This window comes from Vibrio penaeicida (assembly GCF_019977755.1).
Taxonomy (GTDB): Bacteria; Pseudomonadota; Gammaproteobacteria; order Enterobacterales; family Vibrionaceae; genus Vibrio; species Vibrio penaeicida.
The window spans coordinates 941,049-956,167 of record NZ_AP025144.1; the positions used below are offsets into that span (position 1 = coordinate 941,049).

Here is a 15,119-nt window from a genome sequence, read left to right on the forward strand (position 1 = left end):
CAAGGATGTAGGGGCGATAACCCCAGTTAAGCCGCTTATGATATCAGCCAATTGTCATTGTCAAAAGTGTTCAATTGCCCTTACGGCCACTAAGTTGTTGTTGACCGTAAATTTCACGTTTAAATCGAACAAATTTACCGCATATTCTTTGTCATCTTGCTTCTTTTTCTTGTATGCAGGTCGCGGATCTTGCCCTAGAACCTCGGTGAGTACTTGGTAAATTTGCGTACGATTTGGATGAGTGTCTATTACCTCATATGCCGCAGCGAGAAAACTAACTTCCAACGTTTCTGGTTCTTGGTCTGCGTAACCGCCAGTGGCATTTGGAATCGAGTCGGAGTAGGGAATATACGGCTTGATGTCCATAATCGGGGTGCCATCCACTAAATCGACACTTCCCAGTTCCAAATAGACCTGATCTGCCTCTTTAGTTACGCCTTTTAGTTCTACTGCAGACATACCCATTCCGTTTGGTCGAAATGTTGAACGTGACGCGAATACGCCGACTCTTTCGTTGCCACCTAATCGTGGAGGACGAACAGTTGGCTTCCAGCCACCGGACAAATTTTGGTCAAACAGGAAAAGTAGCCATACGTGGCTAAATTGCTCAATTCCTCTAATTGCTTCAGGTGAATTTGCTTTTCCACATAAACGAATTCGAGCTGTCGAGTGTGGCGCTAACCTCGGCTGGCGCGGGACTGCGAACTTTTCTTTGTATGGGGATTCAACAAAACCAATAGGAGAAATAGTGTGATTCATGGTCGGAAATAGAGAGTAGTAATTCAGGAACTAAATGGAACATAACATAAAAAAAACTTGCATTCTCAATTGAGAATCGTTATCAATATGTTTTGTTATAACATAACGGTTAAGATTTTTTGGAGTTTAACAAATGAAACCGAATATTCATCCTGATTACAGAACAGTTGTATTTCACGATACAAGTGTAGATAAGTACTTTTTGATTGGTTCAACCCTACAAACGGATCGCACCATTGAATGGGAAGATGGCAATACTTACCCATACTACACGCTAGACGTTTCGTCTGAATCACACCCTTTCTATACGGGTAAACAGCGCGTTGTTAATAAAGAAGGTCGAGTGGCTAACTTTAACCGTCGTTTTGGCGGGATGAAATCAGTAGCAAAAGAAGAGGTAAGTGAGTAATGAAAGTTCTAAGTTCTTTGAAAAGTGCGAAACAACGTCACCCAGATTGCCAGATCGTGAAACGCCGTGGTCGTGTTTACGTAATTTGCAAAACAAACCCTCGCTTTAAAGCGGTTCAGGGAAAAGTGAAAAAGCGTAAATAGAAATGCAATAAGTTTCTTAGTTGTGTATTTGATATGTCGTAAAGTATAATTTTTTTGGATGATTAGTTTAAATAAAATCGTGATTTTGGTTTTAAATTTGTTAATAGTTCACTTTTTGTAACACTTATGACTTTAATTTGCTCTCCATGTGACGTAATCTCCGCGTGCTTTTTTGATGGCTGTGTCAAAAAAGTTAGGAATTACTACAAGGAGGGAACAGATGAGTTCATCTGCTTCAAATACACAATATCCACCTAAAAAGTCACTGTTTACACGTTTTCTTGATGGTGTGGAATATTTGGGGAACCTATTGCCCCATCCGATTACTTTATTCGCTATATTCTGTGTCGCTATTCTGGTTATGTCTGGTATTGCGGGGTACTTTGAAGTCTCCGTAATGGATCCGCGCCCAGAAGGGGCAAAAGGTCGTGCTGCGGATGGTATGATTCAAGTTGTAAGCCTGCTTAATGCAGAAGGTTTACAACTTATCGTGACTAATCTCGTTAAAAACTTCGTAGGTTTTGCACCGCTAGGAACCGTTTTAGTTGCTATGCTGGGTGTCGCGATTGCTGAACACTCAGGTTTACTTTCTGCGGCAATGCGTGGCATGGTTATGGGTGCTTCTAAGCGCATGGTAACCTTCACGGTTGTCTTCGCAGGTATCATTTCCAATACCGCTTCAGAACTTGGCTATGTGGTACTTATCCCACTAGCGGCAATGTTATTCCATTCTTTAGGTCGTCACCCTTTGGCAGGCTTGGCAGCAGCATTCGCTGGTGTATCGGGTGGTTATTCAGCAAACCTACTTATCGGTACTGTTGATCCGTTACTTTCAGGTATTACTGAAACCGCGGCGCAAATGATTGATCCAACGTATTCTGTTGGTCCTGAATCAAACTGGTACTTCATGTTTGTTTCTACCTTCTTTATCTCTATTACTGGTGCATTTGTTACCGAGAAAATTGTTGAGCCGAAGCTAGGTAAATACAATTCAGAAGAAGCGTCTGAAGATCTGTCTAACGATGAAATGGGTAAACTGAGTGCGCAAGAGAAAAAAGGCCTAAAGTTGGCTGGCCTTGCTGTTCTTGGTGTGAGTGCTTTACTGGCATGGACTATCGTGCCTGAAAATGGCGTTTTACGTAACCCAGTAACGGGTGAAGTAGCAGGTTCACCTTTCCTCAAAAGTATTGTTGCGTTTATCTTCGTTTTCTTCGCTATTCCAGGTTTTGTCTACGGCAAAGTTGTAGGCACAATGAAAACGGATCGCGATGTTATCGATGCGATGGCGAAATCTATGTCATCAATGGGCATGTACATCGTACTCGTGTTCTTTGCTGCTCAGTTTGTTGCTTTCTTTAAGTGGACTAACTTTGGTCAGGTATTTGCAGTTGCAGGTGCAGACTTCTTGCAGAGCGTTGGTTTAACAGGTCCTATGTTGTTCTTCGCATTTATTCTAATGTGTGGCTTCATCAACTTGATGATCGGTTCTGCTTCTGCTCAGTGGGCGGTAACAGCGCCTATCTTCGTTCCAATGCTTATGCTGGTGGGCTACGCGCCTGAAACTATTCAAGCAGCTTACCGTATTGGTGATTCAACAACGAACATCATTACTCCGATGATGAGTTACTTTGGTCTGATTTTGGCTGTTGCGACTCGCTACATGAAGAACTTAGGTATTGGTACGCTTATCGCAACCATGCTGCCGTACTCGATCTGCTTCTTAGTGGGTTGGAGCTTCTTGTTCTACATCTGGGTATTTGTATTTGGTTTGCCAGTTGGTCCTGGTGCAGCGACTTACTATACGCCATAACGAACAACTGTATTGATAACGAAAGCCGAAGCAATTGCTTCGGCTTCTTGTTTTTACTTAATCCTATTTCGGGCAACAAACCCTACTTATACAAGATTATTCGGCTTGGTTGTGCGTAGAAAACACAAAGGTATGCCCTTTTTTGTTGAATGCATACACATCGTATTGATCTTTTTTATCACCATATTCCATTCCTGGCGACCCCAATGGCATTCCTGGAACGGCGAGCCCCATCGCTTGTTTTGGCGGGTTTTCTAGAAATGCTTCTATGTCACTTGCAGGGATATGCCCTTCAAACACAAAGCCTTGAATTTCTGAGGTATGGCATGAGGCTAACTCTGGAGATACCCCAAGCTTTTGTTTTACTGGGTTAAGGTTTTTGTGGTCTTTTACTTCCACATCAAAACCCGACTCCTCCATGTGTTTCACCCATTCTGAACAGCACCCGCAATATGGAGATTTATGGGTGACGACCTGAGCCGCCATTGCTGAAGCAGATGTAAGCATTCCGAGTGTAAGTATTAAGCGGGAGATTTTCATAATTCACCTCATATTATGGTTTATTTTGTGTCGAACAATCGCAAGCGGTTGGCGTTACTCACAACGGTGATCGATGAGAGTGCCATAGCAGCACCAGCAACAACAGGGCTGAGTAAAAATCCAAATGCGGGGTAAAGAGCACCAGCGGCAATAGGAATGCCTAGTGTGTTGTAAATAAAGGCGCCAAATAGGTTTTGCTTCATATTCCTCACGGTCGCTTTTGAAAGCTTGATGGCTTTCGAAACCGTAAGAGGTGACGCATTCAGTAGTGTCATTTGTGCACTTTCTATGGCTAAATCAGAACCACCACCCATAGCCATACTGACATTAGCTAAGGCAAGGGCTGGGGCATCATTTATACCGTCACCCACCATCGCAACGGAGAAACCTTGCGCTTGCAAAGATTGAATGTGAGAAGCTTTTTGATCGGGTAACACATCAGCAATGACATGATCTATTTTCAGCTCTTTGGCGACAGATTCGGCTACAGTTGTGTTATCGCCAGAGAGCATGGCAACTTTGATTCCCATCTCGTGAAGTAGAGATACCGCGTTTTTAGCGTCAGGTTTAATGGCATCTGCAATGAATATCTTGGCCGCTGCTTGGTTATCGACCAGAACAAATACTTCGGTAAACTCACCTTCAATTTGGTTAGTAACGTTTGGAAAATCTGCTTTAGCTTCAATGAATTTTCGGTTACCAATGTCAATTTGCTGATTATTCACGATCGCAGATAAGCCGAGTCCACGATGGTTTTGAAAATGATCAGCAGAAAGTTCGCTGTTTTGATGCTTTTCTGCGAATTGACACAGGGCTTTAGCGAGCGGATGTTCTGAAGCGTTTTCCACAGTAAATATCAAAGGAAGTAAGCTTTCTGGTGTCCAGTTATCCAAGTAGTGAGCACTGACGACACTAGGGCGACCTTCAGTCAGTGTGCCCGTTTTATCAAATACCACCATATCCACTTTGCTGGCTTGCTGAAGCACATCGGCATCTTTGATAAGGACACCCATTTCAGCAGCTTTACCTATACCAACCGTAACGGAAAGAGGGGTGGCAAGCCCTAGGGCGCAAGGGCAGGCAATAATAAGAACCGTGGTCGCCACAATGAGCATGTAGCTGGCTTTAGGGTCAGGACCAACTGCAAACCAAATCAATGACGCTCCTATTGCGATGGATACGACGATAGGAACAAAAACGGCTGAAATGGAGTCGGCAAGTTTGGCTATTTGTGGTTTACTGCTTTGCGCTTGACGAACGAGAGAGACGATACGAGCAAGCATAGTGTTTTCCCCGATGGTCGTCGCTTCAATGACTAAGGATCCATCTTGGTTGAGTGTGCCTGCGGATATCGTGTCTTGAACTTTCTTTGCTTTGGGAACCGGTTCACCTGTTAACATCGATTCATCAATGTAGCTTTCACCTTGGACAATGACTCCGTCGACGGGAATTTTTGCGCCCGGTTGGATGCGCAGCTTCATGCCTTTTATAACAGACTGAAGCGGCGCCTCTTTTTCTGAACCATCAGCATGAATGACGATCGCGGTCTCGGGTTGCAAGTTTATCAATGCTTCGAGTGAGCGGGTGGTTTTTGCCTTTGCTTTGGCTTCTATAAAATGACCTAACGAAATTAAACCAATGATCATGGCACTGGCTTCGAAGTACACATGTCGCGAAGCCGGGGGAAGCCACTCAGGAAAAAGAACGACGATCATAGAAAACAGCCAAGCAGCCCCCGTACCTAGCGCGACCAAAGTATCCATGGTCGCGCGTTTGTGTTGCAGCGATTTCCATGCATTAACGAAGAAATGCTTGCCTGGAACAGCGAGGAGCCATAAACACAATAACCCTATAACACCCCATACCCATTGATCTTGCGTATGGCGAATCATCATGTTGCCGCCCAAAACGCCCCATAACATCAGCGGTGCACCGATAGAGAGTGAAAGCAGAGACGCCTTTTTGTGATGCGTCATAATTTGAGCTGATAACAACGCTTGGTGTTCTCGTCGATCTTGTTCGTTGGTTACCACTTCGGCACCGTAACCAGCATTTTTAACGGAATGGATCAGTTTTTCACTGGTGTCGCTCGAATTGTCATGAACAAAAACTAATGCAGATTGTTCTGCGAGGTTTACTTGTACCTTTTGAGCTGCATCGACGTTCATTAGCGCTTTTTCGACAGAAGAGACACAGCTCGCGCAGGTCAATCCGGTCAGCGTTAGTTGAATTGTGTTAAGGGCTTCTGATTCCGTGTGCAGTTTGGATAGGGATGAAAGGTTTTGTGAGATATCCTCTCTTTGACTCTCTTCTTCCAAAGCGTTGCTATCTGATTCACTATCAACATCAACCGTATCTTGGTTCTTAAATGGAGAGGCGGAGTAGCCTGTGTTTTCAACAATCTCTACGATGTCGTGTTCACTTAATAGACCAACGACAGTGGCCTTCGTTTTTGTTACTTCAAAGCGCGCAATGTGAGAATGTTGTGCAAATTCTTGCTCTAATTTCTTAACACATTTCCCACAATTTAAACCGGATAGCGTAACCTCAGTTTGGGCTCCTGCTTGATAGTCTAAACTTTCAATTGAAAGAAAGAGCGTACTTAACGGAGCTGAGCTAACAAGATTGACTTGGTCTTTATCAATTGATATCACGGATGTGTCTGGGATTTTGAGCAAAACTTTTTCTACTTTCTTTGCACACCCCATGCAGTTCAGCCCGTGTAGTGAGATGGAGTAGTCGGTCATAGCGCTTCTCGTCAGATTTTTGATGAGTGCTGAGCATAAACCTTCCATCAAGGGGAAGGTCAACAAGCGTTACATATTTTCTGGGAATGGATTTCTCCCATATGGATATCAGGAGGCAGTATGAAAGGTTTTTATTTGGTAGCGTGCATTGTAGGGACTGTGGTTCCTTACTCAGCCTTGCTCTCTTGGCTCGGAGAGTTTGGTTTTTCAATTTCTCTCATCATCGAGCACATCAACAGCAATAAAATAGGGTTATTTGCGTGGTTGGACGTATTGATTTCTGCGGCTGTTCTTATTGGATTTATATTGTACGACAGTAAAAAAATTGGCTTTACACAACCTTGGAAACCCATTTTGGGTACGTGCCTTGTGGGAGTATCTCTTGGGTTGCCTTTGTACCTTCTACTTCGTGAGATGCACCAAGAAACTCAAATGGCACTCCAAAGCACGTCTTAACTCGCCATTCATCTTCATTTTTCCCCATTGTACAATTGCAATTGGGTGTTAAAATGTCGCCAATTTTTATCCTTATTTACGCGGTACCCTATTGGGTGCCGCTTTTAAACACCCAAAGGAAATCCCATGACGGTTAAAACTCGTTTTGCTCCTAGCCCAACAGGCTATCTGCATGTCGGTGGTGCGCGTACTGCACTTTACTCTTGGTTATTTGCAAAGAATCAGGGCGGCGAATTCGTTCTGCGTATCGAAGATACCGATTTGGAGCGTAACTCTCAGGAAGCCGTTGATGCGATTCTAGAAGGTATGAAATGGCTTGGTTTAGAGTGGAATGAAGGTCCTTACTTCCAGTCTAAGCGTTTTGATCGTTACAACGAGCAAGTAGATAAGTTGCTCGCTGAAGATAAAGCTTACAAGTGCTATGCATCGAAAGAGCTTCTTGACGAGATTCGTGAAGAACAAGAAGCAAATAAAGAAATGCCTCGTTACGATGCAAATCACCCAAAAATTAAAGCTGCAAATGAAGCCGCGAAAGACGGTGAACCATGTGTAGTACGCTTCCGCAATCCAAAAGAAGGAAGTGTTGTTTTTGATGACCAAATCCGTGGTCGTATCGAAATCAGTAATGATCAAATGGATGATCTTATCATTCGCCGTACCGATGGTTCGCCAACATATAACTTTGTTGTTGTTGTTGACGATTGGGATATGGGTATTACACATGTTGTTCGTGGTGAAGACCACATCAACAATACCCCTCGTCAAATTAACATTTATGAAGCGTTGGGTGCACCAGTTCCTACGTTTGCTCATTGCGCAATGATTCTGGGTGACGATGGAGCAAAACTGTCAAAACGTCATGGTGCAGTTTCTGTAATGCAATACCGCGACGAAGGTTACCTTCCAAATGCGTTGAACAACTACCTTGTTCGCCTTGGCTGGTCTCATGGCGATCAGGAGATTTTCTCACAAGAAGAAATGATTAAGCTGTTTAGCCTTGACGCGATTTCTAAATCGGCTTCAGCATTTAACACTGAAAAACTGCATTGGTTGAATAACCATTACATTAAAACGTCTGATCCTGCATACGTAGCAGAGCACCTTCAGTGGCACCTAGAGAATCAAAACTTAAGCACTGAAAATGGTCCAGCCATTACAAGTGTTATCACTTTGGTTGGTGAGCGCTGCAATACGTTGGTAGAACTTGCAGAACAAATTCGTTACTTCTACGAAGACTTTTCTGAGTTTGAAGCGGGTGCGGCGAAGAAACACCTACGCGGTGTAGCGAAAGGTCCACTAGAGTTGGCATTGGCAAAAGTTGAAGCGCTTGAAGACTGGACAACAGCGAACATCAAAGAAGGTGTTATCGCGGCTGTTTGTGAAGAGCTTGAAATCGGCATGGGCAAGATCGGTATGCCACTGCGTGTTGCGGTAACGGGCGGCGGTCAGTCTCCATCTGTTGATGCAGTTATGGAGTTGATTGGCAAAGAGCGCGTTATTGCTCGTATCAAGATGGCACTAGAGTTCATCGCTGAGCGCGAAGCCAACGCATAATCGGCGAAAACAGAAAGTAAAAGGCTGCGTATGCAGCCTTTTTTGATCGTGTTGAATCAATATTTACTTGAGATCAATACTGTTAAGACGACCCATATAGGTCAGAATTTCGATATTGTTTTTGTGTGCTTCAAGTAACGCTTTTTTAGTTTGCGTATAAGCAGCAAGTTTACCGTGCTTGTTAATAGAGCAGACTTTGGTTTTGTATTTGTACTCGCCGCTTTCATTGAATTCTCGCCATTTTGCCAAATAACACGCATCCCGATGTTCAGGGTCGGATTTTGTTGGGTTCGGCTTATAAACAATGACAGGTTCCACACTGTGGGGTAAGCGTGTCATTAAGTATGGGTCTTTTAACAAGCGACGCCAAAATTTCCCCCACATTTCTCTACCAAGTTCATTGCGTAGTTTGATGGCTTTTTTCAAACCTTTCTTTTCACCAATGCGCACAAACCCCACAGAGCGATGCATTACAGTGTCATCTGGGGTGTGGATGTGTATTTTAAATGCAGTTTTGCTTTTAGAAATAAACCTGTGCCCGGTACTCGTTGTTAGGCTGCTTTTCTTCATAAAGGACGAAATTGATATGTTTGTTACTTGGCGAAAAGAATAGAAGAATTTGTCACTAGTTTGAAGAGCGTCGCAACTCACACGGCACCCCAGTCACATTTTTACATTAGAAGTGATTCAAGGATCTTATGAACGAAGCAAATCAGAAATTTTTAATCATTTCTGTCAACTTTCTCTATATATGAATCAAGATCCCATCGGTAACGAGTTTAATAATTGAGCTTTATATACAGTTGATCTCTTATTCTATGAATGTTTTTCAGACCTTTGTACGGAAAATATCCATATATAGTCGTATATTTAATGATCTAAACCTCTATTACCTTATATTTCACTATGCTTAAATGAAGCTTGATAATGAGTGTTGTTATCAATAAATAAAACATAGATTAGAAAAGTTAAGGAGCCCCCAAAATGAAGAAGTTACTCATCGCTTTCCTCGGACTGTTTTCATTCAGTGCGCTGGCAAACCCTTGTCAAGTAACCGTCGAAGCAACCGATGCCATGCAGTTCAACACCAAAGCAATTAGTGTCCCTTCCAGCTGTGAATCCTTTACCGTTGATTTAAAACATGTAGGCAGCTTGGCTTCCGCAGTCATGGGGCATAATTGGGTATTGACCGAAACCGCAAACTTCCAACCCTTGGCGTTGGATTCCGCAAAAGCAGGGCTGGACAATAATTACGTTCCTCCTGGTGACAAGCACGTACTGGCTGCAACAAAAATCATTGGCGGCGGTGAAAGCACGTCCGTTACTTTCTCTACAGCCGAACTAAAAGGCAAAGATCTAACGTTCTTTTGTTCATTCCCAGGACACTGGGCAATTATGAAAGGCTCATTGAAAGTAGAGTAGGTCATATAAAAAGGTGGCAAAATGAATTTGCTGCCTTTCCCGATAAGCTAGTTATGACTGCTGGTTCAACCAAGCAAGCGACTCCATTCTCAAATTTCAAAAATACAATATTCAACATGTTGAGCTTGCTGACGCCGATCTGTATTTTTAGTCAACAAATATAAATACGTTACCAAGGAACGTTCTTATGGCTAAATTTTTAAACACCAGCGCAACGAATTATTATCTAGAAGAGTTGATAAAAAATGCGTCTGAGCGGCTTATCTTAATCAGCCCTTTTTTGAAGCTCAATGATCGAATTAAAGAACTGCTTGAAGATAAAGATAGAATGAAAATAGACATCAGAATTGTCTACGGTAAAAGTGAACTGCAACCAGAAGAAATTAACTGGCTAAAGGAGCTTTCTTTTGTTCGCACAAGCTTTTGCAAAAATCTTCACGCTAAGTGCTATATCAACGAAGAGTCTTGTATCATTTCGAGTTTAAACCTATACGAGTTTAGTCAGGTTAATAATAATGAAATGGGTATATTCCTTGATAGACATGAAGATGCAGACATTTTCCGTGACGCCTATGAAGAAGCGCAAAGAATTATACGAATAAGTGATGAAGTACGTATTTCTTTCGAAAAAGTGGAAAGTGTACAAGCGTCAGATCAGGATTCTGAAGTTAAACAAAGCCAAGGTACTAAACTCTCGTCTTCAAAGGTAGCTCAAAGGCTAAAACTTAAGACCAATGAGTTTCTAGATAAATGCTGTTCTGCTGGGTATCTGACTTACAAAGAGGATAAGCATATTCTTACCGAAAAAGGCATCAACGTTGGTGCAGAACAAAAATACAGCAAGCGGTTCGGGGCATACTTTATTTGGCCAAGTGACTTAACACTAGATTGAGCGAATATTAAGGCGAATATATGTTTATAGGGCTAGCAACGAATTGCTAGCCCTTTAGTTTGTTGTTCCTAAATATGCGAACAAGGGCAAATGAAATTGCAGGCTAAAGAAGACGCTTTCACTAAAGTATTCGGTATTCAAGCGGATGTAGATAAATACCTATATCTTGAACAAACAAGCCTCTCAGATTCAGAAGTTATTCGTGATGGTGAATGGCTTATATTTGATGGTTCTTCAAAGTTATCAACTTGGCATCCTATACCACTCGACTGGCTAATACATGATGACTCGGCAGATTTGGAGAAGCCAATGGTTGCCGCTTGGGGGAGCAGTACTTTTGTTGTTCGTCACGACATAGTACCTAAATTTCAGGAAAAGATGGGGGCATCTTGCGAGTTTTTACCTGTGAATGTTGATAACTCGGTATGGTATGCATTAAATGTTGTTTCTAAACTGGATGCGCTAGACAGCGAATTGACAGAGGTAAACTACAAACCCAATGGTCGAATACATAAAACCAGACCATACAAACGATTCGTTGTCGATCGCAACAAGGTTCTACTCCAAAGTTGTTTAAGATAAGCGACACTCCGATAAGCCTATATACATCGAATGCTGAAAACAGCTTTTTAAACCTAGTGACAAAAAATGAATTCACTGGACTTAGCTTTTATGAAATCGAGAGTTCCGGCTCGTGATTTATCTACGATATCAAGCTGTGTAGCACTGATTACAGAAAAATAGAAAATTGCTACATGGGTGCTACATATAGTGGCAATAAACAAAAAAGCCTTAGCTTAAAAATAAGCTAAGGCTTTGTTTTATATGGCGCTCCCGACAGGATTCGAACCTGTGACCTGCCCCTTAGGAGGGGGCCGCGCTATCCAGCTGTGCCACGGGAGCGGATTATTTTTATCATACCTATTTTTCTCCCGATGTTAAGCGTTTGGTTTTAGTCGAAAATTTGTTTGTGCATCACATCGCCAATTTGAACGCTTCGAGCGAGATTAGGTTGATTTATTGAAAGCTCTGCACCTTTATCATAGACGCGCGTTACGGTAAGCGTTATATCACTCTTAGACACGCGATTACGGGCAATTCCGTGCTGATCAACAAAGGCTCCTGTATGCCAAAGCTGCAATACATCGCCTTTTTTCACGCCATGACGGCGACCTAGGTCGATGGTTACGGTGTTATCTTTTATCGACACAATTTCTGGCAAGGTGATCTTGCAAGACAGCTCAGATTCCAGATCCAGCATCACGTTACGGCTAACACGCATCATCATTTCGCCGTAGGTAGAAGACCAGAACCGCGCACCCTTGGTGTCTACTTTACTGGTTTTAGGGAAAGGCCAAAGTGCCACTTCACGATAATTCTTAGTGTACATTTCATTGCCCGTTTTTCCATCGAACACACTTACTTCCATAGCAAACTGGCGGTTAATGGTTTCTCCCCCAAGCAGTGAAGATTCGACTGTGGCAGTGAGATCAGTAATGGCTGCTGTCATAAGGTATTGTGCACCTGTGTCCTGTGCCAGCATTTTGACGACTTCTGGTTGATCTTTTCTGATCTCATATTCTGTTGTCCCTACAGAATAAAAGCTCAGTGATTCTTCATTTAATTGGCGGCTGATGATTGTGCCGTAATCTTTACCGAGATAATACATGCTGCCCATAACGGCTTGAGTGGGTTCGAGTATATCGATAAGCCCCACAGCAAATGTCTTTTTATACTGGTCTACATGGCAACCCTTTGCCGAAGGGTAAATATCCACTCTAACTTTTAACCTGACTTTGCCGCCTGAAGTGTCTTCATTAACGATACGGACATAACGAACTTCGTGATTGGTAAACTGATATTCCTGTCTTGGATCTTCCAGAAAAGGCTGAATGAAGCTGAGCGTGCCGATGTCGGCACCAGAAAAACTCATTGCTTTATATAGCGCATCCTCTATGGCGTGAATTCTTGCTGCCTCTTTTGTTGACACTATGGTGGCATCGCCATTGACTTCATACCATGCAGCGTGAAGTCCAGTTGAAAAGATCAAACTGAATATCAACAAGATGGTTCGCAAATCGTATTTTTTCATCAGTGTTTTACCATTTGGGTATGTTTTTTGCTAAATACTTGGTTAGCAGGTTTCGGTGAGTTTTTTCTTAGCGAGCAACTAAGGAAAAGCAAGTATTGTTCCAACAACTGGTAAACACGTTGGAGTAATAACACCAAGTATATCCGGAGATGAAGAGAATGAAGAAATGGTTTGTAGTCGCAATGACAATGCTTTTAGCGTCTTGCGCATTTTCACCAATATACGATGGTAAAGACACGTATCCAGGCAGCCGATTTATGCTGATGGATACGCCTCGTCATACCATGGATTTTTTTGTAGAAAGTTTAACTGAGGAGTTGATTCTTTCTAATACCAGCGTGTCGGCGCGTTCACCTATTGCCATTACATCTTTTGTTGATTTACAAAATATGGACACCACGAATTGGTTAGGGAACTCTGTTTCTGAGGGTTTTATTCACCAATTTCAACGTCGTGGATTTAAAGTGGTGGACTTTAAAGCAACAGGCTCTATTCGAGTGACGCAAGAAGGCGATTTTGCCTTTAGCCGTGACTGGAAAGAGTTGGCAAGAGAGCAAGATGTCAAATACGTTCTGACGGGAACGATGTTGCGTCAAGAAGGTGGTGTGTTAGTAAACGCACGTGTGGTTGGTATGCAAACCCGTATTGTTGTCGCAACAGCACAAGGTTTCTTGCCGGCAGATCGTATTGGGCGTGATCTAGAAACCCTGAGAAGTATTCGAACTCAGGATGGTGTGATCATTCGCTCCGATCCAGAGATGAAAACGCAGAACACCATTATTCTACGTCCATAGAATTGCCGAAGCAGAGATTAAGGTGAGAGAGATGAAAAAGTTACTTTTATTGATTACCGTGCTGGTGGCAGTAGGTTGCCAGCCTATTAATAACCGCAGCGAGAACGTTTTGGTTGCCGTAGGGTATGCGAGTATTAGTGAGCAAAGAGGGCGCACAGCCGAAGAAAAGCAGGTGCGTGCGTTAAGAGCTTCAAAAGTCGATGCCTATCGTGAACTCGCAGAACAAGTGTATGGTTTACGAGTAAGCGCACGATCGGATCTTGAAGATCAACGTCTAGGCACCGAGTATGCGTCTGGAGCTGTAGACGGTGTGATCCGTGGTGCTGAGGTCGTTAGAACCTATGCTGTAGGTGACAATTATGTGACCGAGCTGAAACTGGATATAGAAAAGATGGATAAGTTACGTGAATACGGTGACGTCCAACAAGTGCCAATTAAAAAGAAATCGACTCTATTTTGATTGAACAAAACCGCTATTCTCTTCAGCGAAATATACTATTGCTCTAATCAAACGATCACATTAACTAAAGTGATCGCTTCAAACAAAAGCGGCAACCCATTAGGTTGCCGCTTTTTAAATCCAGTAATTTTGCTTATACCAAGAAGCTAGAAAGAAGTCACTTGGGTATTGGGTTACGCTTTGATATTCGTACCAAGTGTTGAAACCGTATGAGTTTGACCACCGGCATTGTAGGTCATACCAATCTTGCCGCGGCTTTGTTGCATTAGGTTATGCAGTTTATTGAAGCTTAGCTGAGCGCGCTGTAAAGCGTCACCGTTGATCTCATTCATTTGTTGGCATTCTGCCACAAGAGATTGTACTTGCTTTACTTTATCTGCAAATGCGGTGTTTGATTGAAGCTGCTCAACGTCAGTATGTTCGGCAATTCGTTGGTCGGTTTGTTGGAGCTGTGATATTAAGGCGAGTTTTTGCTTCGCTAAGGATTCGATGTCTTTAGAAACACGGTTAGCGATCGCGACTTTTTCCTGCTCTAACAGACCCGAAAGGGATTGAGCATTCTGAATTTGATATTCGAGTAGACTATTTAATGTTGCCATAAATTAAGAATTGAAAAAAAGCTGGACTGCAGCTATTACAGTCCAGCTAGTTCATCTTCAAACTTCACCATATTTTCTGCCAGCTTCTCCGGATCTACAGTGTAGGATCCGTTTGCAATTGCCTCTTTAATAGCAGCGACTTTCGCGCTATCAAAGCTGGGCTCGGCAGCCATGGATTGGTGAAGTTGACCGATCGCTTTGCTTTCTTGGCTAAGCGAGACAGCGTCTTTGCCGCCTTTAGGTTCGGCGACAGAATCAGAACGCGACGTAGCGTTTGAATCTGTGCGGGTTTGAGTGCGGCTAGTTGCCACATTCTGCCCGGACCTTAATTGATCAATGCTTGCCATAGTTTGAGCCTTATTCGCAAATTATAAAGAACCTGTACAAATTATATCGACAAGGATTTGGAATACTTTAACTAAAATTTACTCAAAAGATCGAG

General features: G+C 42.9%; 17 protein-coding genes and 1 tRNA gene. 10 read left to right on the forward strand and 8 right to left on the reverse strand.

Annotation, left to right across the window (positions count from 1 at the left end; translation table 11 throughout):
• Positions 1-60: 60 nt before the first annotated feature.
• Positions 61-759 (reverse strand): tRNA (N6-threonylcarbamoyladenosine(37)-N6)-methyltransferase TrmO, encoded by a 699-nt coding sequence (gene tsaA / locus LDO37_RS04460; RefSeq protein ID WP_126607862.1) that lies wholly within the window; start codon positions 757-759, stop codon positions 61-63.
• Positions 760-892: 133 nt separating this feature from the next.
• Between tsaA and LDO37_RS04465 the strand changes: the two genes are divergently transcribed.
• From LDO37_RS04465 to LDO37_RS04475, 3 genes are all read left to right on the forward strand, one after another.
• Positions 893-1,168, forward strand: a complete 276-nt coding sequence (locus LDO37_RS04465) for a type B 50S ribosomal protein L31 (RefSeq protein ID WP_101113438.1) — start codon at positions 893-895, stop codon at positions 1,166-1,168.
• Positions 1,168-1,311: a type B 50S ribosomal protein L36 gene (gene ykgO / locus LDO37_RS04470; RefSeq protein ID WP_004401614.1), complete on the forward strand. Its 144-nt coding sequence runs from the start codon at positions 1,168-1,170 to the stop codon at positions 1,309-1,311. Before LDO37_RS04465 ends, ykgO begins: the two co-directional genes overlap by 1 nt.
• Before the next feature lie 220 nt (positions 1,312-1,531).
• Entirely contained in the window at positions 1,532-3,121 is a 1,590-nt protein-coding gene (locus LDO37_RS04475; RefSeq protein WP_101113439.1) for an AbgT family transporter, read from the forward strand.
• Positions 3,122-3,217: 96 nt separating this feature from the next.
• Here LDO37_RS04475 and LDO37_RS04480 read toward each other — a convergent pair whose 3' ends face one another.
• Both LDO37_RS04480 and LDO37_RS04485 read right to left on the reverse strand, forming a co-directional pair.
• Positions 3,218-3,661 (reverse strand): DUF411 domain-containing protein, encoded by a 444-nt coding sequence (locus LDO37_RS04480; protein ID WP_126607861.1) that lies wholly within the window; start codon positions 3,659-3,661, stop codon positions 3,218-3,220.
• 20 nt (positions 3,662-3,681) lie between these two features.
• Positions 3,682-6,408: a copper-translocating P-type ATPase gene (locus tag LDO37_RS04485; protein WP_126607860.1), complete on the reverse strand. Its 2,727-nt coding sequence runs from the start codon at positions 6,406-6,408 to the stop codon at positions 3,682-3,684.
• 120 nt (positions 6,409-6,528) lie between these two features.
• Here LDO37_RS04485 and LDO37_RS04490 point away from each other — a divergent pair, with 120 nt between their 5' ends.
• Together LDO37_RS04490 and gltX are read left to right on the forward strand one after the other, a co-directional pair.
• Complete coding sequence (locus tag LDO37_RS04490; protein WP_101113442.1) at positions 6,529-6,864, forward strand: DUF2834 domain-containing protein; 336 nt, start codon at positions 6,529-6,531, stop codon at positions 6,862-6,864.
• Positions 6,865-6,990: 126 nt separating this feature from the next.
• Positions 6,991-8,418 carry a glutamate--tRNA ligase gene (gltX, locus tag LDO37_RS04495; RefSeq protein WP_126607859.1) on the forward strand — a complete coding sequence of 476 codons (1,428 nt, stop codon included), beginning with the start codon at positions 6,991-6,993 and terminating at the stop codon, positions 8,416-8,418.
• Between the two features lie 63 nt (positions 8,419-8,481).
• Here the strand turns inward: gltX and LDO37_RS04500 are convergent, their stop codons facing one another.
• A complete protein-coding gene (locus LDO37_RS04500; protein WP_101113444.1) occupies positions 8,482-8,988 on the reverse strand; it encodes a Fe3+-citrate ABC transporter substrate-binding protein in 507 nt (168 codons plus the stop codon).
• Positions 8,989-9,402: 414 nt separating this feature from the next.
• Here LDO37_RS04500 and azu point away from each other — a divergent pair, with 414 nt between their 5' ends.
• From azu to LDO37_RS04515, 3 genes are all read left to right on the forward strand, one after another.
• The gene (azu, locus tag LDO37_RS04505; RefSeq protein WP_126607858.1) at positions 9,403-9,840 is read left to right on the forward strand and encodes an azurin; all 438 of its coding nucleotides are present in this window, start codon (positions 9,403-9,405) and stop codon (positions 9,838-9,840) included.
• Positions 9,841-10,027: 187 nt separating this feature from the next.
• Positions 10,028-10,732: a phospholipase D family protein gene (locus LDO37_RS04510; RefSeq protein WP_126607857.1), complete on the forward strand. Its 705-nt coding sequence runs from the start codon at positions 10,028-10,030 to the stop codon at positions 10,730-10,732.
• A 90-nt stretch (positions 10,733-10,822) separates the two neighbouring features.
• On the forward strand, positions 10,823-11,314 hold the full coding sequence (locus tag LDO37_RS04515) for a hypothetical protein (RefSeq protein ID WP_126607856.1): 492 nt from the start codon (positions 10,823-10,825) through the stop codon (positions 11,312-11,314).
• Positions 11,315-11,558: 244 nt separating this feature from the next.
• Here LDO37_RS04515 and LDO37_RS04520 read toward each other — a convergent pair.
• A tRNA-Arg gene (locus LDO37_RS04520) sits at positions 11,559-11,635 on the reverse strand.
• A 49-nt stretch (positions 11,636-11,684) separates the two neighbouring features.
• On the reverse strand, positions 11,685-12,824 hold the full coding sequence (locus tag LDO37_RS04525; RefSeq protein ID WP_126607855.1) for a flagella assembly protein FlgT: 1,140 nt from the start codon (positions 12,822-12,824) through the stop codon (positions 11,685-11,687).
• A 158-nt stretch (positions 12,825-12,982) separates the two neighbouring features.
• Here LDO37_RS04525 and LDO37_RS04530 point away from each other — a divergent pair, with 158 nt between their 5' ends.
• Positions 12,983-13,618, forward strand: a complete 636-nt coding sequence (locus LDO37_RS04530) for a FlgO family outer membrane protein (protein ID WP_104399140.1) — start codon at positions 12,983-12,985, stop codon at positions 13,616-13,618.
• A gap of 31 nt (positions 13,619-13,649) precedes the next feature.
• Entirely contained in the window at positions 13,650-14,078 is a 429-nt protein-coding gene (locus LDO37_RS04535; protein ID WP_126607854.1) for an LPP20 family lipoprotein, read from the forward strand.
• A 173-nt stretch (positions 14,079-14,251) separates the two neighbouring features.
• Here LDO37_RS04535 and LDO37_RS04540 read toward each other — a convergent pair whose 3' ends face one another.
• On the reverse strand, positions 14,252-14,677 hold the full coding sequence (locus tag LDO37_RS04540; RefSeq protein ID WP_126607853.1) for a flagella synthesis protein FlgN: 426 nt from the start codon (positions 14,675-14,677) through the stop codon (positions 14,252-14,254).
• A gap of 35 nt (positions 14,678-14,712) precedes the next feature.
• A complete protein-coding gene (flgM, locus tag LDO37_RS04545) occupies positions 14,713-15,024 on the reverse strand; it encodes a flagellar biosynthesis anti-sigma factor FlgM (protein ID WP_101113461.1) in 312 nt (103 codons plus the stop codon).
• Positions 15,025-15,119: the final 95 nt, after the last annotated feature.